The following is a 22,635-nucleotide window of genomic DNA, read 5'->3' as shown; positions in this document are numbered from 1 at the left end:
CTGCTCATTGCCCACAGACGCTCATGGGAATAGCGTTGAGGGTGGAAGCCCAGTGGTCCCCCATCACTGGGCTTCCCTTGTGGATCTGTCAGCTCTTGGAAAGGACATCGCTTTGATCGGCTCTCTGGAAACGGGTGGTTCCACCGACGAGCTGACCGGGATCGTCGGTGTGGCCGCTCAAGTCATCGAGGCCCTCGGCGAATGGGGCGTGGGCCTGCTGACGCTTCTTGAGACGGTATTCCCGCCGATTCCCAGCGAAGTCATCCTCCCCTTGGCAGGTTTCCTCACCCAGCAAGGCAGCATCAACCTGCTCCTTGTGTTCCTTACCAGCACTCTGGGTGCCTATGCGGGCGCGCTGCTGTTGTACTGGTTGGGATACAAAGTAGGGCTGAAGCGGTCCATCCACTTGCTGTCGAAACTTCCACTGGTTGATCGCGAAGATTTCGAGAAAGCCGCCGACTGGTTCGAAATCCACGGTAAGTCTGCGATCTTCTTCGGCAGGCTTTTGCCCGGGGTGCGCAGCCTCATCTCCCTGCCGGCCGGCGCCGAACGCATGAACCTGATGACCTTCAGTATCTTCACCATCGCGGGCACCGGAGTTTGGAACGCGCTGCTCATCGGCTTGGGCGCGTTGCTCGGCAAGCAATACCACTTGGTGGACCAGTACTCACGATTCCTCAACTACGCCGTCTACGCGGGGCTTGCCGCCTTCATTGCGTGGCTCGTTGTCCGCAGGGTAAGACGAGGCAAGGAAAGCGCCAAGTAGGCGTTCCCAGTTAATGTTCTGACCGCGCTGGCTTGGAAAACGCCTCACGGTCGGCGTGGTTGGACCGGAGCCGTGGGGAAGCGCTTGAGCGGCGGATGGATGTGCCGGTCCGTGGCGGTGAACAGCGCAGCCGGGGCACCGCCGGTTGTTCCGCGGGTCTTCCGGCCGGTGTCATTCAGCTGAGGCATCATCTTGCGGGTGAAGTTACCGGCGGCCAGAGTTGTTTCCCACACGGCGTCATAGACGGTGCGAAGCTGCGTCAGCGTGAACTCCTCCGGCAGAAGTCGGGCAGCGACGGTGGTGTATTCCATTTTCCCTGCCAGCCGCGCCAACCCGTCGCCCAGGATAGCGGCGTGATCAAAGGCCAGCTCTTTGCTGCGGAGAATGTCATGGACGGCATACCAACCGGCAGAGGCAGCATCCGACCCTGCTGCGATCTCGGGCAGTGAGATCCCAGGGGAAGCCAAAAGCGCCAGATGGGCCACGGAGACAACCCGCATGCGGGGATCCCGATCCGGGCTCGTGTAGGTAGCCAGCTGCTCAATATGAACCGGCAGCCTTCCGAGGTCCAGACCCGTTTCTTCAGCGAGTTCACGCCCTGCTGCTTGACTGGCTGATTCCTCTGCGCCGACAAAGCCTCCTGGGAGGGCAAGCCCATCCTTGAAGGGGTGCTCTCCCCGCCGGACCAAAGCGACTTTCAGCACCCCTCCGGCGACGGCAAAGACCACCAGGTCCACCGTCAGGGCTACGGAGGGATAGTCCCGGGGATTGTAGCTTTCCAGAAATTTCCCGGCGGAATCCGTTTCGGGTGTCATGCCCCTGCTCCTTCCAGAACGGTTCTGGTGGCCCAGGGCGGGGACGTCAGGCTGCTCCGCTGGGCAAGGATCAGGTCAATGACCTCGACGGCGGTTTTCATGCGCCGGTCATGGTCACCCGTGACCAATATCCAGGAGTGCCCTTCCTCAGTCAGGGTCTCCTTGAACCACTCAGTCATTTCTGCACGTCGGTGTTCGCCTTCACGCCAGCCATCGTCTTCGAACTCCACGCCCTCGTGATCGGTGATCAGGTACACATCACGCCGAGGCAGAACATCGGCAGCGTGGTACGAACCGAAGCTTCCTTCCCCCAGGTAGAACCGCTCCCACAGTGTGGTGGCCAGTGCGTCGGTGTCTGCAATCACCAAGGGACAGGCGTCAGCTGCCGCATTTTCCATATCAGTCTGTCGCGCGCCAATCAGGCCGAAGTCCTGCGCTGTCCACACCATGTTCTGAAGTGTCGCGTCCGGGGTCCGGGCGCTCAGCTCCTCGAACTTCGTGTAAGTGTATTCGCGACCATATTCGGGGACGTCCGCGAGCCGGGGGAACCGCGGCCGGTAATGCTCGGTAAGCGCCTTGGCCAGTGTGGTGGTGCCCGTGGACTCGGCGCCAACCACGATGATGCGCGTTGCCATCCCCTGGCGGGCGGGCGCGATGATGCAGGGCCAGGTTGCCCCTGGATCATCACGGCATTGAGTGCCGCTGATCGGGTAGGTGCTCCGGGACGGGTCCACGAGGACGTGTTCTGCGTTAAAGGCCCCGGCCAACTGGATGCCGTATTCTTCGGAGCTGAACACGGCATCAACGGAGGTCACGCCGTGGGACTTCAGCGCCAGACGCATCAGCTCGGTCTGGGCCTTCCAGATTTCGTCCGAGTAGTAGTCCTCAGGGCAGTCGTTACGCATTCGGATGACCTCCACGCCGTCGACGCCATCAAATTCATCGGCAAGCCAGGTGGCCCGGTCGTCAACGCTGATGGACTCAAAGCGGGTGCCCAGGACCAGGACAGCGACCCTTTCGGCCTGCGCTGCGGCAGTGGTGATCAGGTGGGCGTGGCCTGCGTGTGGCGGGTAGAACTTACCGATGACCATGGCCTGCTTGTACATGTCATGCTCCTGTCTTGATGGTTTCGGGGATCACCGGCGTTTCAGTGCTGCGGGCACGTTTCCAGTCGATAAGTCCGTAGATGCAGAGGGCCAGGAACCCGACGTAAAGGATGGCTGTCAGTGCCAGACCGCGGCTGAAGTAGAGCGGGATGGAGACCACATCGATGAGAATCCATACATACCAGTGTTGGAAGATTTTCTTGGCCTGCCCGTATGTTGCTACAAGTGAGGCGGTCAGTACGAAAGCGTCCGGCCAAGGAACCTGGGAGTCGGTTCCGTGCGTGAGGACCAGCGCCACAGCAGCAGTGCCGGCCAAGGTGGCACCGACGCCAAGGAGGATCTCCTTGACAGCGGCGTCGCGGATCCGCAAGTCGTTCTTGTTGTCGGTGTCGGCACTGCCCCGCACCCAGTTGTACCAGCCATAAACGGCAACAGCCGCGAAGATCACTTGCAGAACGGTCTCCCCGTAAAGGCCGGCTCCGAGAAACAACACGATGAACGCAAGATTGTTCAGGATACCGACAGGCCAGTTCCAAAGCTTTTGCCGGGCTACGCCATAAACACATGCAGCACCGGTGACGAAGCCGATGACTTCGATCCAACTCACGGGACTGCCGAAGAGGTTGGGAATTGCTGCGGAATTCATCCAATCGAGCAGTGTCGTCATCGTCGTTCTTCCATCCGTTATTATCAACCTGACAAGAATGACTGTAGCAGAGTTATCGTCAGTCTGACAACAACTCTTCCAGGCGGTCCGGGAGGACAGTCCGGGACCCGGGTTTGGGCCATGGGTGAGTCTTGAGGTTTTCCTGAGGAAGTGTTGCAGGTTTGCAGGATTTGTTCTTGATCCAGCCCCGGCACAGTAGTTCTTGTCAGCCAGAGAGGCTGGAAGAAACGGCCGGCCGGACCCGCGGTGGCCTCCCGAAAGGACCATACTCAGATGGCCATCAGCCTCAAGACCACCTCCGGCAAAATCCTCGCCTCCGTCGCACTGGTCGGCACCGCAGCCGCCGTCGCCGGCATGGGAACCTACGGTGCGTTCACCTCGTCGACCTCCGCGTCGCAGGCTGTCACCGCAGGCACGGTCACCATCGCCCTGGGCGCCCCCGGCCCGGCCAACACCCTCAACGTCCCCATCGCAGGACTGCTCCCCGGAGACAAGGTCGAAAAGCTCGTCACCCTGGCCAACACCGGCAACTCGGACCTGAACAACGTCACCCTCACCACCTCCGCCGGGGCCACCGCGTCCCTGCTCACCACGGACGCCACCAACGGCCTGCAGCTGACCATCGAAAACTGCTCCGTGGCCTGGACCGGCACCGCAGCCCCCTACAACTGCACCGGAACCAAGACCACCGTCCTGGCCTCCGCCCCGGTCATCACCGCCAACAAGGCCCTCACCAACCTCACCTCCGTGACCTCGGCCAAGACCGACAACCTCAAAGTCACCACCGCATTCCCCACCACCGCGAACAACGACTTCCAAGGCGCCACCTCCACCATCGCCTTCTCCTTCACCGGCACCCAACGCACCGAAACCACCAAGTAACCCGCTCCCCGCTGACCCTCAACGGTCAGTCCGATAGACCCCAGGGGCCGGCCGGTATGCCCTTCCGGCCGGTTCCTGGCCATTTCCTGATCAAGTCTTGAGGCCTACCCGCACGCTCTCTTGAGCGGGGGAAGACAAACTGAAAGCACGTCGAACACCACGAAAGGAACGCCAGGCATGAGCGCACTGAGCACCATCACCACTCCCGCAGTTCGCGGCCGGCGTTCTGCCGCAGCAGAGAACGGGAACCAGCCCGCCGCCGTCGTTCCTTCCGTCCTTGAGACCGCCGCTGTGAAGCAGCCCGCAGCGGCCACCTCCATTGCAAGCACTACCGGCACCTTCCGCCGGATTGCCGGCAAAGTGGCGAGGGGTATCGGCGTGGGCATGCTGGTCCTCGCTGCGTTGGTGTTCCTGTTCCTCGCGATCGGCCCGCGCGTCCTGGGCTACCAGACCTCCACCATGCTCACCGGATCCATGGCCCCTATGATCAACCCGGGCGACGTCGTCGTCACCGTCCCCACCCCCATCACCGACGTCAAGGTCGGCGACATCATCACTTACCACATCCCGGTCGAAGACCAGCGGGTGGAAACCCACCGGATCACCGAGATCACCGCCACCGCCGACGGCGGCGTCGCAGTCCAAACCAAAGGCGACGCCAACAACGGCATCGACCCCTGGATCGCCACCCTTCAAGGCACAACCGTGGACAAGCACGTCGCCACCATCCCGGGAGTCGGCAACGCCATCCGTGCCCTCCGCGAACCCATCGTGATGAACATCTTGATGTACGGCGCACCCACCATCCTGGTCATCGGAATGCTCGCCTCCATCTGGACCAAGGACCCCGCCAAGACCACACCCGGGGAAACGGCCGGAGGCCGCGATGAAGCCATCAGGTAATCCAGGCGGTGAACTGGACCTGGGCAGGCTCCAATCCCTCGCCGAGGAACTGGGAAGCCCCGAACCGGCACTGCGTTTCCTCGCCAAATACCTTGCGATGCTTCCGCAGCGCGTCGAACGAATCGTCCACGCTGTGGACGAGCATGACGCCACGGAGACCACCACCGCTGTTCTTAGCCTGAAGATCAGCTCGTCCATGGTGGGAGCCATGGAAACGGAGCACCAATGCCGGGCCATCGAATCAATGATCCGGGAAAACCACTTCGACGACGCCGCCCATGCGCTGCCCGCGCTCAGGCAGACCGCAGACCGCTGTCTAGCTTCACGGTCCGACCTCATCAGGGCCGCGCATACATCGCTCAGTCGGCACAGGGGTTTCTTTCGGTCTTGAGCGGACCTTGAGTGTTCACCGAGGTGTTTCCTGAGGCCCGTTCGGCACACTGGAAACACATCATTCGCACTACCGGAACGGCATCACGCACATGCATGGCAAAGGCATCATCTGGCAAGTACCGGCCACCATCCTGGCCGCCATGCTCCTGCTGATGGGCGTCCACATTTCACCGGCCCACGCCAAGTTCAACGACACCGCATCAGGTGTGATGGCCGTCAGTGCGGCAAAGATCCCGGCGCCGGCAGCCAACACGGTAACCGTGACGAAGTCCTGCGATTCATTCCTCTGGTTTGGCCAAGCCAAAATCAGCGTCAGCAGTTTCCCAGCCGTCGCCTACGCGAACTACCACGAGCTCAAAGTCATAGACCCCGACGGCGTTGTACGGTTCACGGGCGACCTCAGCAAGGCCTCAGGAAAGAGCTACAGCTCAGGGGTCCAAAGCACGAGCAACCTCTCAGGCACGTGGACCTACCAGATCCGCGGTTACTACAAGGTGCCCAACTCCACCAACGCGTGGGCGGGCACACCCCTGACAGGGACGCTGAACTGCCCGTGAGCCAGATGTCCGCGGGCACGGGGCGTAGGTCTGTGACTTGTGCCCTCCACTCCGGCTGGTTACCGTGAGCCCTGGGCAGGTATCGCCACAACGGAGGGCAGTTTCTTGGGGGCAGCATTCAGCACGGCCATGTTCAGCATCGCTTTCCTTGTTGTTGCCGGGCTCCTGAAAATGTTGGCGTCACAGATTGAGGCTGGGCAATCCAGAAGGAATCCCACCTTTGGCATCCGGTCCAAGGCGACCATGGCCTCCGACGAGGCCTGGATCGCGGCGCACGAGGCCTCGGTGAACATCTTGAAAGGGACAGCTGTCCTTTTGCTCTCATGCACAGCAGTTTTGTGGGTTCTCTTCGCAATCCTGCCAAAGGACGACGACAGCGTGCCAGTAATCTTCTTCAGCGGACTTGGCTTCACAGCCGTCCTGGTCACGTTCCTGATGCGCATGTATTTCAAAGCGGATGCTGTCGCGGCCAGCATCCACGGCTAGATTGTGGTTACCTCTGACCATGGGATTGTTTCGGAAGAAGGTCCACGGCCCTCCGCATGCTGTTCAATCTCCGGGCGACGGGGTCGCCGGGAACACGGCAAACGGGCAGGGCAGCCCGTGCGACCGCGGCCCGATCGTCCCCGTCCGACTCGCTAGGCTGGCCGTATGCCTTCGACGTGGACCCTACTCATCGCTTTGCATGCCATCGCAGCGGGCTACGCCCTGATCTTCGGCGCCGTGAACCTGCTCCGCCGCAATAAAGGCAGCGCAGCGCACAAGATCCTGGGCCGAATCTGGGCAGTGGCCATGTACATCGTGGTCCTCACCTCCTTCGGTATCCGGACCATCGACGGCGGATTCAACTGGCTCCACGCCCTGTCCGTGCTGACGTTCTGCACCCTGACTTTGGGCCTTGTGACCGTCCGCCGCGGTAACATCCGCGCGCATCAACGCTTTATGACCGGCAGCTACTTCGGACTCGTCGGAGCCTTCATCGGCGTCATCGCCGTGCCGGATCGACGGCTCCCCCAAATGGCTATCCACGACCTCGCAGGGCTCACGCTCTGGGTGGCTGCCCTGGCGCTTACTGCCGGGCTGACTATCGCTGGCCTGATGCAACTTCGTCAGAAGACCGCACCGGTGATCAGCGTCCGGCAGTAGCCGAACAGCGAAATCCCGTCAGGCAGCAGGAGCCCTAAGTGTGCACGTGGACCCGGACTCGGAAACGCCCTCCCTACGCCGTCCTCGGTGGGTTGTAGATGCCGGGTGGTAGGTCCAGTGGTTCGCGGTTGCGGAGTATTCGGCGGGGATCCAGGGCAGGTTCCCGGGACCAAGGTGCACGGAAATCTGGTGGCGGTCGACCCCAGGACTACTTGGAACCAACCAGTATGGCGCCTTCGATTGCGGTCTTGGTCAGAATGTCGGCGATGTCTTCTCCTGTGGCTTTCCTGTGATAATTGATGCCACCTGGGTTCACTAGGTTGAGCTCGACCAGGTACGGGTAGGCCATGTCAATACCGACGAACCGGATGCCGAACTCCTTCAGCTTGTTGCCGATCTTCTCGCTCAGAGCCAATTCGTCAGCATCAAGTTCGAGAGCACCGATGTCGCCTCCGGTAGATGCGTTTCCGCGGAACTCGGTTCCCTTGCCTGTCTTCTTGAAACCACCGATGACTTTGCCGTCGGCAATCATGACGCGCTTTTCTGTTCCCTTAAGTCGCGGCAGGAACTCCTGGAGCACGGCGTACTTTTCGGCCTGGCCAAATGCCTCTCGCGTGAACATTTCGTATTTCTGGTATGCATTGCCGGTTGCTGACTGCAGCAGCGCCGAGAAGTTCGCATCGTCGGCGGATAGTTTGAACACGTTGGCACCGCAGCCGGAGTTCGGGGCTTGACCACCCATGCCGAGCCTGCCTTCGATTCGCAGATTTGGCGAAGAACATCCTCATCACACGAGACAAACGATTCCGGCAGGTTCTCGTGCAGATCGAGAGCCGCGATACCGATCTTGTTGTTGAGAAAAAACAGGCCACTGGGATCGTTGACGAACGGTATGCGACGCTCGAGCAGCCACAGGAGCTGGAAGAATTCCTTCTCTCGATCCGGGTGGCTGTAGTCGAGCACCCAGACGAGATCGAATTCTTCGCAGGAGCGCATCTGATCCATGAGAACGTGACGTTCGCCGACAGCACCGCCATCGAACGTCGCTTGCTTGCAATGGATTTCACCTTCGAGGTAACTCAAGGTGTCCACGTCTCCGAGGACTACCTCATGGCCTTGACGGTGCAGAGATTCAGGTATGAGGAAGTTGTTGACGAACTTGTACTCAGTGGTCTGGATTGTTAGAACCAAGATCTTCATGATGTTCCTTACGTAAGTTCCATATTGGTGGCTCGAATGGTGTTGCGAATTTCGTCGTGATTTCCCGGATCGCTGCGGAACACGACGAGACTGTGCCGGCTGCTTGAGGACACGATGCTCCCCCGATGTGGTTCATCCAGCAGCACAGATGCTTCAACTACGCCCGGTACTTCGCGCATCGCCGACATCCATTGGTCATCCGTTGCAGTCAGCCCTGTTAGATCGAGAAATTCGACGCCTGCGGTGGCTGTTGTTTCGGGAACGGAAGCGAGGCTCTCCGACAAGAGCGTTGCAAACCAAAGGTCGAAGGATGACCGGCCCGTGGCCAGGCCAACCAGGTCCGAAATCCTGTCGCCACCAGGACGCCCATGGGACTCAATGAGCTTGACCCCGCTTGAATCTGCGATGAATTCTGTGTGCGATAAACCGCTTTGATGTCCGGCAGCATCCAGCACTTGCTTGGTCGCTTTTTCCAGGGCTGTCCTGAGTTTCGCCGGGATGTCCGCGGGGAACTGATGTCCTGTCTCAATGAAGTGAGGCGCCCCGCTGGTGAATTTTCGGGTAGTGCCCAGTACAGAGTGTTCCCCCTTCCAGCTGAGGACTTCGACTGAGAACTCCGGCCCGATGGCCATAGCCTCGACAATCCCGCCTCGTTCAATCCAGGAGTGGTCCTGCTCGGATAAGTCCTGCTCCACTGTGGAGGGCGACAGTGTAAGAATGTTGCGGCTTCCGCTTCCATCGGTCGGTTTGAGAATGGCTTGCGTCCCAATCATCCGGACGAAACGAATCACTTCTTCCGCGTCCCTGACGTCTGCGAAGGGCAGATTCATTGGGTTGTTTTTACCCAGTGCCTTGCGCAGCCTGGACTTGTTCCGGAAAGCCTCAAGGGTCTGGAAGTCAAGGTAGCCCGCGATGCCCCAGCCGAGGGCAGCGTTGACCATGCTCGCTACTTCGGTGGACTGGTCTCCGAAAGCCAGGAAGGTCCGTCGTGAGCCGTCGTCGGGTTCATCGAGCAAGGCCCGGGCGACCTCAAGGGCGTCCAGCGGGTCGCTGACCTTGAGAACCCTCATATCCCTGTACGCATCACCCGCGTCCTTGGCGGAAACGACTGGAACGAGCTGGAGACCTTCAATTTTTTGCGCAGCTTCCAGGACCACTCCCCGCGGGGAGGGAATGTAGATAGTCGTTGTCATGGTCGGTCCTTTCTTCCGGAGACCTCGTATTGAGAGCAATATGCCGATGGAGCCGGCGAGCAGACCGACCGTGCTGGCAAGGCCGGGGGCTCCTGCAGCGCTCAGGATCCAACCGGTCAGGGCCCCGCCCGCGACGGAAGCCGCACCCGAGATAGTCCCGATGAGACCGAACAGCTTCCCCAGTCTTTTGTGTCCCAAGGAGAGCCTTGAGGCGGTTTCATCAAGTGTTGGGCTGACCAAAGTTTCTCCGAGCGTGAAGAACACCACGTAGGCGATGACCGCAGGGGCGGTCCAGCCGAGTGCCAGTACGAGGAACCCGGCAAACAGGCTCCCGAAGCCCAGAAGGAGAATCCGTGCCGACTTCAGTCGTCCCAGCAGATGCACTAGCAGGAGGTACTGGAAACCAAGTATCAGAGCGGCGTTGGCGATGTAGAACCAGGAGGAGGCTTGATCTGTACCGAATGCCTGCTTTGCTGTCAGCGGCATGAGGACGTTCCACTGCGAGTAGGCGAACCAGTAGGCGGCTACAAGTGTCAGTAGCACGAGGATGGGCTTCCGGGTTTTCTCCGAGAACAACGGACCGTCTTGACCGGGCTCTGAGTGTTTGCCTTTGCCTTGCAGCGTACCTCCGGAAGATTCGAAACGCAGGAAAGCGACCACGACGCCCATGATGAGGTAGCTGATCAGAGATGCAGCAATGATGGTATTGAACCCTGTTAGCTGAAACAGAACCGCACCGATTGCCGGACCCAGCAACGCCCCGGAGTTTACTGCTGCTGACCGAAGCGAAATCAGCTTTCGAGATCCAGCCACAGCAAGCAGCTCGGTCTTGATTCCAAGGGAAACACTGGTGGAACCGATGCCGGCAACGATGCTCCCGACAAGGTAGCTGGTGAAGTCCTCACGGAACAGAAACACCGACAAGCCTGCCGCCCTGATGACCAGTCCACACAGGGCCATGGTTTTCGAGCCAAACCTTGCTACAAGGAACCCCAGGAAGACCGAAGCTATCTGACCTGAGCCGGTCATGGAGCCGACAAGAATTCCAACACTTGCAATACCTAGCCCTCGTTGAACGAGTTCCAGTGTGAGCAACGGCAAGAACATAAAGGTTGTGATGCCCGAAACAACGATCAAGACCAGCAGCGCCCATGACGATGTCGGGATCTTGGCCGGTGAAGATGGAAGCGTGCTAGTCACCGGACACCGTGACCTTAAGGAGACGACTGGCGGCCATCACATAATCCTGTGCGAGACTCGGTTCAACCGCGGTCGCAAAGATATTGCCGATCCTCGACTTGTAGTCCCCCACATGAGTGATTCGTGCCCCAATGGCCTTTGCAGGCAGCCATCCGACATCACCGGGCAAATCGCTAAGGCTTTCTGCCCCCTCGATGGCGGTGAGGGTTCCGACGTTCTCCGCGTAGACACTGACGTGAGAATGGCCGCCTTGTATGTTTCGAATAATCGGGGTTGGTTCTTCGCCTAGGGCATCGGCGATCAGGATGTCGTAGATGTCGATGCCTGTTGTCTGCTCAATGGCTGGGCCAATGAGTGCGCCGGGCATCCGGGCGTTGATCTCGATGAGCTCCAGCCCGTTTCGGGTTTCACAGAACTCGATATGTGCGAACCCGTCCTCGAATTCAACGCTCCGGAGAACCTCCCTGACCCAGGCCCCAGCGTCGGCTTCCCAGGGTGTTCCGTGGAGGTGCGGGAACGTCTTGACCAGTTCAACGAAGAGAGGTTCGGGCGACATGATCCGATTGGTTACTCCGAGGAGGGTAGTTTCACCATTGCGGGTATAGGTTTCAGCGCTGAAGACTGGTCCCATGAAGTATGGCTCGATCACCCACTCATCGAGGTTGAGTCCTTGGTTCTCGATGAACTCGTGAAGTGCACCAAGACTTGGGAACAACTCGATGTTCTGAGACCCGGTCCCTTTCCGTGGCTTCAGGATGTGCGGGGACTCCGGTGACCGGTCGTGACTCCTGCCCAAGGCTGTATCTGTAGTCCGTCGGACCCATTGCTTGTCTCGAAGCTTTTCGAGCTTGGCTGAGGAGGTCAAGTGGGGCAGGCCGAGTTCCTCGCACAATGCGACGGCCTGGATCCCCCAGGTGTCGGTGGGGCTCAGCAAGCCGATCAGTTCGCCGCTCAACTCGTCAATCGTCGCCCGGACTGCTGCTTCGTTTGAGGTATCGCATTGGCGCAGGTCGACCTCCTGACCATCAGGCAGGTACATGGATGGCTCCCCTGCGAGTACTACGAGATGGTGTCCGCGCCGCCTGACCGCAGCGTCAAGGAGGTCCAGGTTGACCGTCATCGCCTCGAGGGCAACGATAATTTTAGAATTCATTCCAATCCTTCATAGACACTTGGGTCCGATCAAGTCGGCTCCACGGCAGTTCCAAATCGTCACGGCGCCGCACAGACAGGGGCGTCAGTTCGTCGTATTGAATCTCTGGATTCGTTAGATACGGCAAAATGGCTTGTGCGTACCTGTGGCCCGTATCGGGTGCGATCATGATCAACGATTCGCCGTCGTTCAGATGCGGGTAGATCATTTTGTCGGCGACCATGTAGGCGCAGCCAGAAGACAGGCCGGCGAACAGTCCTATCTGCTGGTACATCCGTGCAGTTGCCGTTGCCGCCAGCCCGAAACTAAGCCAATCAATGGACTGGTAGAGCTCCCGGTCCACGTTGTCGAAGTGAATTGCGCTGCCGATGCCGGCGATGATCATGTCGGGATCGTTGACGTGTTCGGATGAGAAGGTGACAGATCCGAACGGTTGAATGCCGTGCGTGATGACACTGTGCTGTTGCTCAAGACCAAGTGAGAGACCTTTTGTTGAGGCTCCTGAGCCGACACTCCCGATCAAGTGGAGAACCTCCGGATGTTCAGGAAGCTCCAGGCCCCCGGCAATCTCTGCATACCCGTCGTAGTGAAGAGGATCATGATATTGCCTCATCCAGTAGGCATCGTCAGTGGCCGCGATATAGGCCTGCACGCGCCGAACCCGCTCGCCCTGATCGAGCTTCAAGGATGCCGACGGTGGCACACTTTCAACGTCTGCGCCGAGGGACTTCAGTTGTGCCTGAGTAACCGTATCGACCGTGGTTGAAGCGAAAATCTTGCATCGAAGCCCAAACTTATGCGCTGCCATGGCCAGGGCCACGGCATAGATCCCGCTTGAACTGTCGACCAGGATCGAGTTCTTATCCACACGGCCCTCGGCCAGCAGCTTACGAACGGTTGTGAGGGCGGAAGCCACCTTCATCGATTCGAACCGCAAGATGTGGAAGCCGGGCCGGACCGTAAGGAGCGATGGTTTTGCAAGGAAATCTGCGGGGTGGGTCAGCATAGTCCAACGTTTCCTTCGTAAGGTTCCATGGAGTTCAGGGAGAATATTCTCTTGATTGACACCGCGAGCTCCGGGCTTGGACGCTCGCTAAAGAGCAGTCCGGCAACAGTTCCTGTATGGCCACGAAGGACGCCCAACGCCCCCAGTGACTGGTAGTTCTCCAGCAGGTTCCCGACCGTCGCCGAGGGCAGATAGCTTTGAGCCAGCCGGGCACTTACTGTCGATTCGGCCGCCACAGCGGAAGCGTTCCCGGTGTCCATGGCGTCGATAAGATTGGTCAGGGAGACTCGGTACTCCTCTCGGTACAGGCTGTACGCGTCCAACAGCAGGCTCCGGTCAAAGCGTTTGGTATCGGTGTCCTGATTTTCGAAGCTCCAATAGGCGTAGAACCCGATCCGAGTCGCGAACCGTCGGTACTCCCGTTGAAGGCCGCTGAAGTACACCGAGTGATAGTTGTGAAATATCGGGTCGGAACGCTCAATCCGCCGCAAAATTTCGCGGATCAATTCGTCGGACGGCGGCATCCCGTGGAGCTTGGCCAAGCATCTGATCACAGCAACAATGTCCGCGGTGGAACTCGCCATGCCCTTCCCGCGAGGTATGTCGCTCAAGTACCGCAACCCAATTCCCTTGCTGGGCACCGCCGTAACCTCATAGAAGAACTGCTCGGCCTGGATGCGGAGGTGGTCTTCGGCGGCGCGCTCAAGGTCTCCGGACGCATCGGGAGCGTTACTCGCGTAGGCGATGCTTTGGTTGGGGCCGTGCAGGGTGACCAACGCGACTTCGTCTGCGCTGCCCGACCAGGCTGGGCCCTGCCACAGTTCCCCTACGGATCCGGAGCACGCCCCGATGGCCAGGACTTCAACCTCCGGGTGAACGGATGCCTTCCGTTCCTGCAGGAAGGAATCAGCCTTGCCTTGAAACAATGTCGTCTCCTAATATCGGTGAACTTCTCGTTGTTCTGCTCCGTGTTTCATATGCTCCTGCTCCACGACCGGGGGTGGGGTCCTTGAAAGGACCCCACCCCCGCAGTCTTCGTGCAGGGCTTCTGCCTGTAGGGCTTAGTTGGCGGCCATCGCGGGCTTGCGCAGGAACAGGCCCACAACCACTGCGGTGAGCAGGCAAAGGCCCGCGTTGACCCAGATGGCGGTTGTGACACCGCTGAGGACGGCCGGGACCTCGTTGTTCCCGATGCTGAGGATTTGGGCTGTGAAGATGGCACTCATGATGGGGATGCCCATGGTGATGCCGATCTGCTGGCTCATGGTTGCCAGCCCTGTGGCCAGGCCTTGTTCTTCATCGGGCAGCCCGGAGGTAGCGGTGACCATGAATCCGACGATGACGACAAGGTTGGCTACACCACCAATGAAAGTGGCGACCAGCAGCAGACCGATGGATGCGGGGTCTGCGCTGAGTAGGACGAGGGCGCCGGTCGCAATGGCTTGGACTATGAATCCGTAGACGATGGCTTTCTTGTTGCCGATCTTTCCGATCACCTTGGGTCCGAGGACGCCACCGAGTACTGTGCCGAGACCAAGGACTGCGAAGGCCAATCCAGCACCGAGCGGGGTGTAGCCGAGAACCTGCTGCAGGTAAAGCGTCAGCAAGAACACCAGGGACGTTTCAGTGACGAATGCCAGGATGCCGGCGATGTTGCCCCAGGCGACGGTGGAGCGCTTCAAGATCTCCAGCGGTACCAGCGGCGAGCTTGCCCGGCGTTCGACCGCCACAAAGGCAACAAAGAGCACAACGGCTGCCGCGAGGGAGCCCAGAGTCAGCGGATTGGTCCAGGAATGCTCGGCGGCGTTCGTCAAACCGAAGACAAGTGCCAGAAGGCCGAGGGTAACGGTGACGGCACCCGGAACGTCCAGCTTCAACTTCGTGGTGGGCTTGCTCTCGGCAAGGACGATGGGAGCGATAACCAGTACTGCGATGGCAACAGGCACGTTGATGAAGAACGCCCACCGCCAGCTCAGCAGGTCTGTCAGGAGTCCGCCGAGGATAGCGCCGGTCGTAAAGCCTGCGGCCATCAGTGATCCATTGAGGCCCAGTGCCTTATCGCGCAACGGGCCTTCCGGGAAGGATGCCAGCAGCAGGGACAGGGCAGCGGGAACGACAATGGCCGTCGCGACTCCTTGTCCCACGCGAGCAATAAGCAACAAGGCCGGGTCGGCAGCCAATCCGCCGGCAAGCGACGCCGCGCCGAGGAGGGCCATGCCGATGATGAACATCTTGCGGCGCCCGGCTATATCGGCGACACGTCCGAACAGCAGCGTCAGGCCCGCTGCGCACAGTGCGAATGACGTCGCAATCCACTGAAGGTTCTCCAAGCTGAAGCCAACATCGGTGCCGATGGCCGGGAGGGCTACGTTGAGGATGGAGAAGTCAACAGCGAGGGTAAAACTCGCTGCGAGCAGGACATTGAGGGCCAGCCGCTGCCGGCCCGTCATGCGTCCCGCGGGAGCAGTTGCCGGTTGCGATTCGATCGAGGGTGGGACGCCGGGTCCTGTGGTGACATCCGGTTGGGTGGTCATGACGGTGATCCTTCTCTGGAGGGGTGGCCGCCCGTTGGCGGCATCTTCACAACTCCACAGTCACGGAATGTCCGGGGATCAACCACACCCCCTCCTGCCTACCACTGACAGTGACAGGCGGGAAAGCACCCATACCCTGCTCCGGTGCGGCTGTCTTGTCACATGTACCAATGCGTCTTGACGTTTAGGGTGTCACTGGCAGGGACAGGACAGCGCCGGAGAAGACCGGCAGAATGGGGCGCATGAGTAATCTAAGTGAACTTGGGGAGTTCCTTCGCGTCCGAAGAGCTGCCTTACAGCCAGAGGACGTCGGCCTTCTCAACTACGGCATCCGCCGTGTACCGGGCCTACGCCGGGAAGAGCTCGCCATGCTCGCCGGCGTTAGCAACACCTACTACACCCGTCTGGAGCAGGGCCTCAGCAACAATGCCTCAGAGGCGGTCATCGATGCCATCGCCCGGGCCCTGAACCTCAATACGGACGAGCGCGCGCACCTGTTCAACCTTGCCCGGCCCGGCACGACCAAACGGCGGACGCTGACTAAGCCCGACAAGGTAAGGCCGGGTACCCTGCGATTGATCCAGTCAATGTCCAACACACCCGCCGTCGTGTTGGGGCGCCGCAGCGAAGTGCTGGCCTGGAACCGGATCGGTCATCGGCTTGTTGCTGGTCATCTGGATTTCGCTTCCCCGGAAACGCCTTCGGCGCGGCCTAACATGACGAAGCTGTTGTTCCTGGACCGTCACACCCGTGAGCTGTACACGCGATGGCTTGAGGAGGCCACACGCGCGGTGTCCTCGCTACGTCTGGTCGCGGGACGCTCCACCGACGACCCGGAACTCGCTTCGCTGGTCGGTGCGCTGACCATGAACAGCGAGGAGTTCGCTAATCTATGGGCGCGGCACCCGGTAGAGAACTGCATGTCGGGGCTGAAGTACATGCACCACCCGGAGGTGGGCGATCTTGAGCTGAACTTCGAGGTCCTAACTCCGCCCGATGAATCCGGCCACCGGATCCTCATGTACACCGCTGACCCTGGGACTCCAGCGGCCGAAGCACTGCAGCTGCTGACGTCCAGCGACACGGCAGTGGTCAGCGAAGCTCAACACGTCCCAGCCAAGTAGCGGCAGCACTCAAACAACCCGCGTATATAGGGTTCGGGTCCAAACTGCCCGCCGTTCTATCGAATAGCTCGGCGGGCAGTTTGTGTGGTCCCCTATGTCAGGATGGCTGGGCAGACATGGTCGCTACGGATCAGGAGGCATGGTCCGAGGGGCGCAGCGAAACCCCTGATGAGGCCTATCGCGCAGGAGCCGAACTGTCCAAGATCTTCGCCTCGATCGACGAGTTCTACGTTGACGGAGCCATCAAGCTGCGAGCTGTGGAACCTCGTTCCTCCTTGGGCGGTGACGATAGCAAGACCGCCCCTTCACCCTCCTTCGGGGCAGCCTCGAGGGCGCCGTCAAAGCCCGGTGGTTGTGAAACCTGAACAGCGCAATGAACGGATTACCCGCCATGTGCTGGCTTGCCGGGCGGACGACCGCGATCAGACCACCATGGCCTCCTGCGTCGATGAACCGTCGGCGAAATCCCGAAGTGACTGGATGGAATCGCTCATCGTCCAATGCTGCCTCGACAGTTCTTGCATGAAGTCGCCAAAGGCGTTTCGGAGGTCAGCCCCCAGTACTGACAGCTTAAAGAAGGCCCGATCCATTCAGGATCGGGCCTTCTTTACTTCTTTCCCTAGCCCACGGTGACAGCGGCCTGAGCCGGTTCCGGCTGAACCGGTTTTGGCCTGGGGCGGGCCCAGCGGTCCATGACGGGCTTTTCCACGAGGGCGTACAAGGCCCACCCACCCAACAATGTGGCCACGAAGAAGCCGGCGACCACCAGCCAGGCGACGGGTGTCGGGTACACCTCGTTGCCCAGCAGAATGCGGCCGTAGAAGATCACGACTCCCTGGCACAGGTAGAAGCCGAAGGAGATGTTTCCCAGCCAGACCATGGGTTTGGAACCGAGGAAGCCTGTGTGGCCAGCGATGTCGCGGGTTGCGACGGTGCAGATGATCGCCGCGACCGGAACGATGGTGGCCACATTAAAGGAGTACACAAACGGGACGACCATGGCCGCTGCGTAGCCTGCCACGCAGAGAACAAGGGTGTGCCACATCTTCAAAGGTACCCAGCGCCCGGAGAGAACGATTCGGGCCAGGATAGAGCCCAGAATGAATTCGAACAGCCGGGCGGGCGGGAAGATGTACCCGAACCAGAACTGTGCCTCGGAAATCGGTGTCAGGGCCGAGACGGGGGTCGCGGGGATCAGGTAAGTGGTGACCAGTTGAACTGCGATCATGGCAGCGACCGTGATCCAGGCCCAAACCCAGAGGCGATTGCCAGGGATTTTTCTAATCGGAACCATCAGCAGCGGGAACAGCATGTAGAAGAGCAGTTCGCTGTTCAGCGTCCATGAGGGCGGGTTCACCGCGACGTAGACGGCCGCATCCGGAATGAACGAGTTCACCAGGAAGAGGTTGCTGATCCAGCCCAGCGGCGGGTTGATGGCGGCGGCGAACAGGACCATCGACAGCAGCCACATCACCAGATGGTTGGGGAAGATCTTCAATAGCCGGCGGCGCCAGAATTGTCGTTTCGGCTCGCCTGGTTTGGATGCCCAAGCCAGAAGGAATCCGCTCAGAACGAAGAAGAACGACACGCCCACGTATCCTGCTTTGCTGACCAGCCATTCCAAGGTGGACCCGAGCTCCGTATCGGCGAACGGATTAATGGGATCGTTCGGCGGGATCGGTGAGTTGGACAAGGTGATGTGGAAGAAAAACACCAGCAGCGCGGCGAAGAACCGAAGCCCGGTAAGGGAGGGCAACTTACTAAGCCGCGGTCGCGCGGTAGTCGCTTCGGGGACCGCGGCGGTCATGAGGCACTTCTCGCCGGGAGTTCGATGCCGAGGCTGTGGGTGAAGTAGTTGGTTGGGTCCCAACTGGCCTTGGCCCGCTGGAGTCGGGGGTAATTGCCCTTGAAGTAAAGGGTTTGCCAGCCAACGCCCGAACTGTTGTGGTCCGTGCTGGCTACGTCAACGTCGGGATAGTTGATGTAGCAGCCGTCGAGCTGGTCTCCGGGAACGGGTACACCACCGGTGGTCTTGAACATGCCTTCGTACGTTTCCCGCTCCCAGCCAAGGTAGAAGTCGTCATCGGCGGCATCCGGCCAGAACGTTTGGAGGCAGAACTTGAAGGCTGATTGGCGCTGGACGTTTGCCGTAGCATCGGGGGCGACGGCGTTGACTTGCCCGCCGAATGAGAACAGGACCAGCATCGTGTTCGGGTTGGTAAAGTCCGGCCGGCTCATCTGCCGGTAGAGCACAGCGATCTGGTCATCGGTGAACTTCCGGTTCAGATAGGCCGATTTATGGGCGCCGCGGCTGGTGGGGTTGGTGATCACCGGGTTGTCCGTCCCGACAAGGCGGGTAGCTTGCAGCCACGGGATTTCCCGGGTTTTGAAGAACTCCGGCATGGCCGGGATTTCCCCGTTGGGCTTCTCCACGGGTTCGGCGGTGATGGCGACCCCGTCAAGGATTGCCGCCACATACCGCTCCATGACGCCCTTGGCATCCGGGGCCGCGGCATCAATCTGAGTGAACATCCCCAAGCTTCCGTGGGCCTTGGAGCTGACGTTGAACAGGCTGCTCAAGTGCGACTCCGGAGTGCCGGGTTGGCGGTACTTTTCATGCCATGTGCCGAAGTTGGTGATGAGGCGCCGGAACTTCGTTTCGTCCAGTTGGTCCCAAGGCAGGGAGATGGCGCTCACCAGCACGGTGGAAGGGGCCTTGACGAGTTGATCGGAAGGGTTCTTTCCCTGTGTGCCCGGAGACCGGAACCAGTATTTGGTGACGATGCCCCAGTTCCCGCCTCCCCCGCCGGTGTGTGCCCACCACAGGTCACCGAGCTCGCCTTTGTCGTCACGGGTTGCGGTGACGGTGCGGACTTTACGACGGGCATCTACAGTCACGACTTCGACGGCGAAGAGGTGGTCCACCACCAAGCCATGCGAGCGTGAGAGGAGGCCGTAGCCGCCGCCGGCTATATGGCCGCCGGCACCGACGCTGTAGCAGATGCCGCCGGGAACGGTGACGCCCCAGTTCTTGTACAGCGTTTCGTAGACGTTCATCAGGCGCGCGCCGGGCTCCACGGCGAAGGCGCCCATCTTTTTGTCGTAGTAGACCGCGTTCATCGGGGACACGTCGAGGATGACCTGGATGGAGGGGTTGCAGACAAAATCAGCGAAGCAGTGCCCGCCGCTTCGAACCGAGACCTTCTTGCCGGTACGTACCGCTTCCCGGACGGCGTCCTCGGCATCTTTGGTGCTCGTGATGAGCCGGACATAGTCGGGATGTGAAACGAACCGCTGGTTGTTGCCCGTCATGAGGTCCGCGTAGCGGGAGTCCCCGGATTTGATGACGGAACCATCAGGCACTGTAGCGGTGTCGTTTAGGGCCTGGGCTTGCGGGGCGTTGGCTGTCCCCAGGGCGGCCAGGGAGGCTGCGGCGATGGTGCCGGCGGAACCGGCCATGAAGAACCGGCGCCCGATACCGGGCTTTTCGGTGGTCGTCATCAGATGGATCCTTCACGCTGGGCGGTGTTGTTCGGGTGCAGGGTGATTTCGGCTTTGGGGGCAACAAAGTAGTGCTGGACCGAGTAGGAGATGGTGGCGAAATCTTCCACGCCGCGTCCGGTGAAATCCCCCGCAACGATCCGGGCAATGGATTCCCCGGAGACCTTCCATTTCAAGAACAAGCCTTTGGCCAGATCCACGGCCTTGTAGTAATAAGCGCCCTGCCAGGGGTCGGGACCGCGCAGGCCAATCAAGAATTCGTCGTCGCCATCCCCGTCGAAGTCACGGCACATGACGGTGTGGCCGGGGCCTTCACCGTTCTCGTTCGGGTCCCCATAAATGTCCAGCAGGTGCCGGGTCCAGCCGGCGGCTTCGGCGTCTCCCCCGCTGCGGACGTACACGGCGACGGTATTCCCGTGGAAAGGTTCGATGGCTGCGACGTAAGCAAGAGGGTCATCGCCGATGCGTCCGCCGTCGACGTCTCCGCTGCCTTTAAACGTGGTCTTCTCGAATTGGCTTTCCTCGCCGTCGCCGATGTGCTCCCAGGCCCACGTGCTGTTGTCCTGGTCGTAGTAGAGCCAGGTGACCCCCTCATCGGAGGCCATGAGGATTGAATCCAGCGGTGACCCCGGAATCAGTCCCGTCTTTTTGGCGACGCCGTGGATCATCCGGAAGTCGGAGTCGCTGATGATTTCCTTGTCCCATTCGGCTCGCGGATCATCACCAGGAGTGAACAGCACCACGGGTAGGACGGCGTGGACGTCTTCAACGGCAACGATAGGGAATCCGATGATTTGGATTTTGTCGGTACGGGTGAAGTGGCCGACGCGCAGGCGGTGCATGCCGATGGCGCGTCCGACGTAGTGCCGTTTCCAGTTTTCGGTGGCTTCGGATGGGGTGCCGGGGTTTTCCAGCCAGTCGATCTTTCCACCGTCAGGGTCGGCGTGATGGATCGTCCCGCCGGGACCGTAAAGCTGGTAGCAAACCACCAGGTCGGTGGTGCCGTCGCCGGTGATGTCGCCGAAGTCCATGCCGACAGGTTCTTTGATCTTGTCGAGCACCAGCTTCTTTTCCCAGGTGGGGTTCTTGTACCAGTAGATTTCACCAACTTTGAGGCCGTAGCCAACGAGATCGGGTTTGCCGTCGCCGTCGATGTCCGCAGCTTCGAGCCAGTAGCCGTCACGCAGGAAGTCCGTCACTGTCTCCGTCCCGAAGGCCGGTTCGGTGACGTCCAGGCTGGGTATGGTCTTAGGGACCGCGGGTGAGGTCATGAGAGTACCTTTCGTGTGGGTTCGAGTGATGATGTGGTCTCCGGTATGCCGGAAAGGGAGGTGTCCGTTCGGCGCAGCATCAGGGAAGCTGCCACCATGAGTGCCACCGCGATGAGGGCGAGTCCTGCACCGACCCATATGGGCGATGACAGTCCAAGCCCGGCGGCAATAGTTGTCCCGCCGAGGTAAGCGCCAATGGCGTTGCCGAGGTTGAACGCGGAGATGTTGACCCCGGAGGCCAAGGTTGGTGCTCTGTGGGCGAAGGACAGTACGCGGGTCTGCATGCCGGGGACGGTGGCGAACCCGACTGCTCCGAGGAGGAACAAGGTAACCGCTGCTGCCCAGGGGTTGTGAACGGTGACGGTGAAGGCCAGAAGAACAACGGTCAGGGTCGACAAAAGGACCAGCAAGGACTTATCCAGGTTCCCGTCAGCGGCCTTGCCCCCAATGATGTTCCCGGTGAACAGCCCTGCGCCGAAAATGACCAGCATCCATGGCACCGCCCCTGCGGGCATGCCGGCCAAGTCTGTAAGCATCGGCGCGATGTAAGTAAAGGCACCAAACATGGCCCCAAATCCGAAAACGGTAACCAAGACGGACAGCCAAACCTGTCCAGAAGTGAATGCCCCCAGCTCGCGACGCAATTGCCCTGGTCCCCGTTCGACGGCGTCCTGCGCCGGTACGTAGGCGATCAGCCCTGCCAGGGCGATAACCCCCACGATGGTGATCGCCCAGAAGGTGGACCTCCATCCCAGCTGTTGACCCAGGAACGTACCCATAGGAACGCCGAGGACATTTGCGATGGTCAGCCCGGCGAACATGATGGAGATGGCCCGGGCCTTGCGATCAGGGGTGACCAGCTGTGAAGCAAGCACGGCGCCGATCCCGAAAAAGGCTCCGTGACACAGCGCCGCCACAATCCGGCCTGCAAACATGGTGGCGTAATCTCCGGCCACCGCTGAGAGCAGGTTCCCCAGAATGAACAGCACCATCAAGGCGCACAGAACGTTTTTGGGTCGCAGGGCCGCAGTCGCTGCAGTGACAAGGACCCCTCCGACGGCGACGCTGAGCGCGTAGCCGGAAACCAGGTGTCCGGCGACCGGGATGCTGACCGCGAAGTCCGCCGCAACTTCCGGCAACAGTCCCAGGATGACGAACTCTGTGAGGCCGATCCCGAACCCACCTACGGCGAGCGCGATCAGGCCCAAGGGCATCCTG

At 60.4% G+C, this 22,635-nt stretch carries 23 protein-coding genes; 10 read left to right on the top strand and 13 right to left on the bottom strand.

Annotated features, from left to right (window positions below; all coding sequences use genetic code 11):
- The first annotated feature begins 85 nt into the window (after positions 1 to 85).
- A complete protein-coding gene (locus tag CGK93_RS04885; RefSeq protein WP_232481632.1) occupies positions 86 to 766 on the top strand; it encodes a DedA family protein in 681 nt (226 codons plus the stop codon).
- 44 nt (positions 767 to 810) lie between these two features.
- Here CGK93_RS04885 and CGK93_RS04880 read toward each other — a convergent pair whose 3' ends face one another.
- The 3 genes from CGK93_RS04880 to pnuC are packed head-to-tail and all read right to left on the bottom strand — an operon-like array spanning position 811 to position 3,354.
- The gene (locus tag CGK93_RS04880) at positions 811 to 1,581 is read right to left on the bottom strand and encodes an NUDIX hydrolase (protein WP_089593843.1); all 771 of its coding nucleotides are present in this window, start codon (positions 1,579 to 1,581) and stop codon (positions 811 to 813) included.
- Entirely contained in the window at positions 1,578 to 2,687 is a 1,110-nt protein-coding gene (locus CGK93_RS04875) for an AAA family ATPase (protein ID WP_089593842.1), read from the bottom strand. The genes CGK93_RS04880 and CGK93_RS04875 overlap by 4 nt, the downstream gene beginning before the upstream one ends.
- A gap of 1 nt (position 2,688) precedes the next feature.
- Positions 2,689 to 3,354, bottom strand: a complete 666-nt coding sequence (pnuC, locus tag CGK93_RS04870) for a nicotinamide riboside transporter PnuC (protein ID WP_089593841.1) — start codon at positions 3,352 to 3,354, stop codon at positions 2,689 to 2,691.
- Positions 3,355 to 3,627: 273 nt separating this feature from the next.
- Between pnuC and CGK93_RS04865 the strand changes: the two genes are divergently transcribed.
- From CGK93_RS04865 to CGK93_RS04840, 6 genes are all read left to right on the top strand, one after another.
- The gene (locus CGK93_RS04865; protein WP_232481547.1) at positions 3,628 to 4,236 is read left to right on the top strand and encodes a TasA family protein; all 609 of its coding nucleotides are present in this window, start codon (positions 3,628 to 3,630) and stop codon (positions 4,234 to 4,236) included.
- Positions 4,237 to 4,413: 177 nt separating this feature from the next.
- Positions 4,414 to 5,139, top strand: a complete 726-nt coding sequence (locus CGK93_RS04860) for a signal peptidase I (RefSeq protein WP_089593839.1) — start codon at positions 4,414 to 4,416, stop codon at positions 5,137 to 5,139.
- Positions 5,123 to 5,530 carry an Hpt domain-containing protein gene (locus CGK93_RS04855; RefSeq protein ID WP_089593838.1) on the top strand — a complete coding sequence of 136 codons (408 nt, stop codon included), beginning with the start codon at positions 5,123 to 5,125 and terminating at the stop codon, positions 5,528 to 5,530. The genes CGK93_RS04860 and CGK93_RS04855 overlap by 17 nt, the downstream gene beginning before the upstream one ends.
- Positions 5,531 to 5,621: 91 nt before the next feature.
- The gene (locus tag CGK93_RS04850) at positions 5,622 to 6,089 is read left to right on the top strand and encodes a hypothetical protein (protein ID WP_089593837.1); all 468 of its coding nucleotides are present in this window, start codon (positions 5,622 to 5,624) and stop codon (positions 6,087 to 6,089) included.
- Between the two features lie 105 nt (positions 6,090 to 6,194).
- Positions 6,195 to 6,575 (top strand): SdpI family protein, encoded by a 381-nt coding sequence (locus CGK93_RS04845; protein ID WP_089593836.1) that lies wholly within the window; start codon positions 6,195 to 6,197, stop codon positions 6,573 to 6,575.
- 165 nt (positions 6,576 to 6,740) lie between these two features.
- Positions 6,741 to 7,235, top strand: a complete 495-nt coding sequence (locus tag CGK93_RS04840) for a DUF2306 domain-containing protein (protein WP_089593835.1) — start codon at positions 6,741 to 6,743, stop codon at positions 7,233 to 7,235.
- 208 nt (positions 7,236 to 7,443) lie between these two features.
- Here CGK93_RS04840 and CGK93_RS04835 read toward each other — a convergent pair whose 3' ends face one another.
- Complete coding sequence (locus tag CGK93_RS04835) at positions 7,444 to 7,977, bottom strand: hypothetical protein (protein WP_089593834.1); 534 nt, start codon at positions 7,975 to 7,977, stop codon at positions 7,444 to 7,446.
- Between the two features lie 26 nt (positions 7,978 to 8,003).
- Here CGK93_RS04835 and CGK93_RS04830 point away from each other — a divergent pair, with 26 nt between their 5' ends.
- Complete coding sequence (locus CGK93_RS04830) at positions 8,004 to 8,420, top strand: hypothetical protein (protein WP_089593833.1); 417 nt, start codon at positions 8,004 to 8,006, stop codon at positions 8,418 to 8,420.
- Positions 8,421 to 8,443: 23 nt separating this feature from the next.
- Here CGK93_RS04830 and CGK93_RS04825 read toward each other — a convergent pair whose 3' ends face one another.
- The 5 genes from CGK93_RS04825 to CGK93_RS04805 form a co-directional block, all read right to left on the bottom strand.
- Positions 8,444 to 10,735 (bottom strand): MFS transporter, encoded by a 2,292-nt coding sequence (locus tag CGK93_RS04825; protein ID WP_232481631.1) that lies wholly within the window; start codon positions 10,733 to 10,735, stop codon positions 8,444 to 8,446.
- Positions 10,736 to 10,820: 85 nt separating this feature from the next.
- Positions 10,821 to 11,981, bottom strand: coding sequence for an ATP-grasp domain-containing protein (locus CGK93_RS04820; protein ID WP_089593831.1), 1,161 nt, complete (start codon positions 11,979 to 11,981; stop codon positions 10,821 to 10,823).
- Entirely contained in the window at positions 11,971 to 12,987 is a 1,017-nt protein-coding gene (locus CGK93_RS04815; protein ID WP_089593830.1) for a pyridoxal-phosphate dependent enzyme, read from the bottom strand. The genes CGK93_RS04820 and CGK93_RS04815 overlap by 11 nt, the downstream gene beginning before the upstream one ends.
- Positions 12,981 to 13,913 (bottom strand): GHMP family kinase ATP-binding protein, encoded by a 933-nt coding sequence (locus tag CGK93_RS04810; protein ID WP_089593829.1) that lies wholly within the window; start codon positions 13,911 to 13,913, stop codon positions 12,981 to 12,983. Before CGK93_RS04810 ends, CGK93_RS04815 begins: the two co-directional genes overlap by 7 nt.
- A 135-nt stretch (positions 13,914 to 14,048) precedes the next feature.
- On the bottom strand, positions 14,049 to 15,437 hold the full coding sequence (locus tag CGK93_RS04805; RefSeq protein WP_089597201.1) for an MFS transporter: 1,389 nt from the start codon (positions 15,435 to 15,437) through the stop codon (positions 14,049 to 14,051).
- A gap of 326 nt (positions 15,438 to 15,763) precedes the next feature.
- Between CGK93_RS04805 and CGK93_RS04800 the strand changes: the two genes are divergently transcribed.
- Both CGK93_RS04800 and CGK93_RS04795 read left to right on the top strand, forming a co-directional pair.
- Complete coding sequence (locus CGK93_RS04800; protein ID WP_089597200.1) at positions 15,764 to 16,645, top strand: helix-turn-helix transcriptional regulator; 882 nt, start codon at positions 15,764 to 15,766, stop codon at positions 16,643 to 16,645.
- Between the two features lie 116 nt (positions 16,646 to 16,761).
- Positions 16,762 to 17,010: a hypothetical protein gene (locus tag CGK93_RS04795; RefSeq protein ID WP_089593828.1), complete on the top strand. Its 249-nt coding sequence runs from the start codon at positions 16,762 to 16,764 to the stop codon at positions 17,008 to 17,010.
- Between the two features lie 254 nt (positions 17,011 to 17,264).
- Here CGK93_RS04795 and CGK93_RS04790 read toward each other — a convergent pair whose 3' ends face one another.
- Genes CGK93_RS04790 through CGK93_RS04775 form a run of 4 tightly spaced genes read right to left on the bottom strand, consistent with a single transcriptional unit; the run spans position 17,265 to position 22,631 of the window.
- A complete protein-coding gene (locus tag CGK93_RS04790; RefSeq protein ID WP_089593827.1) occupies positions 17,265 to 18,452 on the bottom strand; it encodes an acyltransferase family protein in 1,188 nt (395 codons plus the stop codon).
- Positions 18,449 to 20,146, bottom strand: a complete 1,698-nt coding sequence (locus tag CGK93_RS04785; RefSeq protein ID WP_198318351.1) for an FAD-dependent oxidoreductase — start codon at positions 20,144 to 20,146, stop codon at positions 18,449 to 18,451. The genes CGK93_RS04790 and CGK93_RS04785 overlap by 4 nt, the downstream gene beginning before the upstream one ends.
- Complete coding sequence (locus CGK93_RS04780) at positions 20,146 to 21,417, bottom strand: FG-GAP repeat domain-containing protein (RefSeq protein WP_089593826.1); 1,272 nt, start codon at positions 21,415 to 21,417, stop codon at positions 20,146 to 20,148. The genes CGK93_RS04785 and CGK93_RS04780 overlap by 1 nt, the downstream gene beginning before the upstream one ends.
- On the bottom strand, positions 21,414 to 22,631 hold the full coding sequence (locus tag CGK93_RS04775) for an MFS transporter (RefSeq protein ID WP_089593825.1): 1,218 nt from the start codon (positions 22,629 to 22,631) through the stop codon (positions 21,414 to 21,416). Before CGK93_RS04775 ends, CGK93_RS04780 begins: the two co-directional genes overlap by 4 nt.
- Positions 22,632 to 22,635: the final 4 nt, after the last annotated feature.

It is taken from the genome of Arthrobacter sp. YN, assembly GCF_002224285.1.
In the GTDB taxonomy this organism is placed as follows: Bacteria; Actinomycetota; Actinomycetes; order Actinomycetales; family Micrococcaceae; genus Arthrobacter.
Note: the sequence above shows the minus strand (reverse complement) of the source record. Positions and strands in the feature narration are given on the sequence as shown.

Bases quoted from the DNA above. Each gene is read 5' to 3' on its own strand.
- CGK93_RS04880 (WP_089593843.1), bottom strand. From the start codon at position 1,581: ATGACACCCGAAACGGATTCCGCCGGGAAATTTCTGGAAAGCTACAAT.
- CGK93_RS04875 (WP_089593842.1), bottom strand. From the start codon at position 2,687: ATGTACAAGCAGGCCATGGTCATCGGTAAGTTCTACCCGCCACACGCA.
- pnuC (WP_089593841.1), bottom strand. From the start codon at position 3,354: ATGACGACACTGCTCGATTGGATGAATTCCGCAGCAATTCCCAACCTC.
- CGK93_RS04865 (WP_232481547.1), top strand. From the start codon at position 3,628: ATGGCCATCAGCCTCAAGACCACCTCCGGCAAAATCCTCGCCTCCGTC.
- CGK93_RS04860 (WP_089593839.1), top strand. From the start codon at position 4,414: ATGAGCGCACTGAGCACCATCACCACTCCCGCAGTTCGCGGCCGGCGT.
- CGK93_RS04855 (WP_089593838.1), top strand. From the start codon at position 5,123: ATGAAGCCATCAGGTAATCCAGGCGGTGAACTGGACCTGGGCAGGCTC.
- CGK93_RS04850 (WP_089593837.1), top strand. From the start codon at position 5,622: ATGCATGGCAAAGGCATCATCTGGCAAGTACCGGCCACCATCCTGGCC.
- CGK93_RS04840 (WP_089593835.1), top strand. From the start codon at position 6,741: ATGCCTTCGACGTGGACCCTACTCATCGCTTTGCATGCCATCGCAGCG.
- CGK93_RS04835 (WP_089593834.1), bottom strand. From the start codon at position 7,977: ATGGGTGGTCAAGCCCCGAACTCCGGCTGCGGTGCCAACGTGTTCAAA.
- CGK93_RS04825 (WP_232481631.1), bottom strand. From the start codon at position 10,735: ATGTTCTTGCCGTTGCTCACACTGGAACTCGTTCAACGAGGGCTAGGT.
- CGK93_RS04820 (WP_089593831.1), bottom strand. From the start codon at position 11,981: ATGAATTCTAAAATTATCGTTGCCCTCGAGGCGATGACGGTCAACCTG.
- CGK93_RS04815 (WP_089593830.1), bottom strand. From the start codon at position 12,987: ATGCTGACCCACCCCGCAGATTTCCTTGCAAAACCATCGCTCCTTACG.
- CGK93_RS04805 (WP_089597201.1), bottom strand. From the start codon at position 15,437: ATGACGGGCCGGCAGCGGCTGGCCCTCAATGTCCTGCTCGCAGCGAGT.
- CGK93_RS04800 (WP_089597200.1), top strand. From the start codon at position 15,764: ATGAGTAATCTAAGTGAACTTGGGGAGTTCCTTCGCGTCCGAAGAGCT.
- CGK93_RS04795 (WP_089593828.1), top strand. From the start codon at position 16,762: ATGGTCGCTACGGATCAGGAGGCATGGTCCGAGGGGCGCAGCGAAACC.
- CGK93_RS04790 (WP_089593827.1), bottom strand. From the start codon at position 18,452: ATGACCGCCGCGGTCCCCGAAGCGACTACCGCGCGACCGCGGCTTAGT.
- CGK93_RS04785 (WP_198318351.1), bottom strand. From the start codon at position 20,146: ATGACGACCACCGAAAAGCCCGGTATCGGGCGCCGGTTCTTCATGGCC.
- CGK93_RS04780 (WP_089593826.1), bottom strand. From the start codon at position 21,417: ATGACCTCACCCGCGGTCCCTAAGACCATACCCAGCCTGGACGTCACC.
- CGK93_RS04775 (WP_089593825.1), bottom strand. From the start codon at position 22,631: ATGCCCTTGGGCCTGATCGCGCTCGCCGTAGGTGGGTTCGGGATCGGC.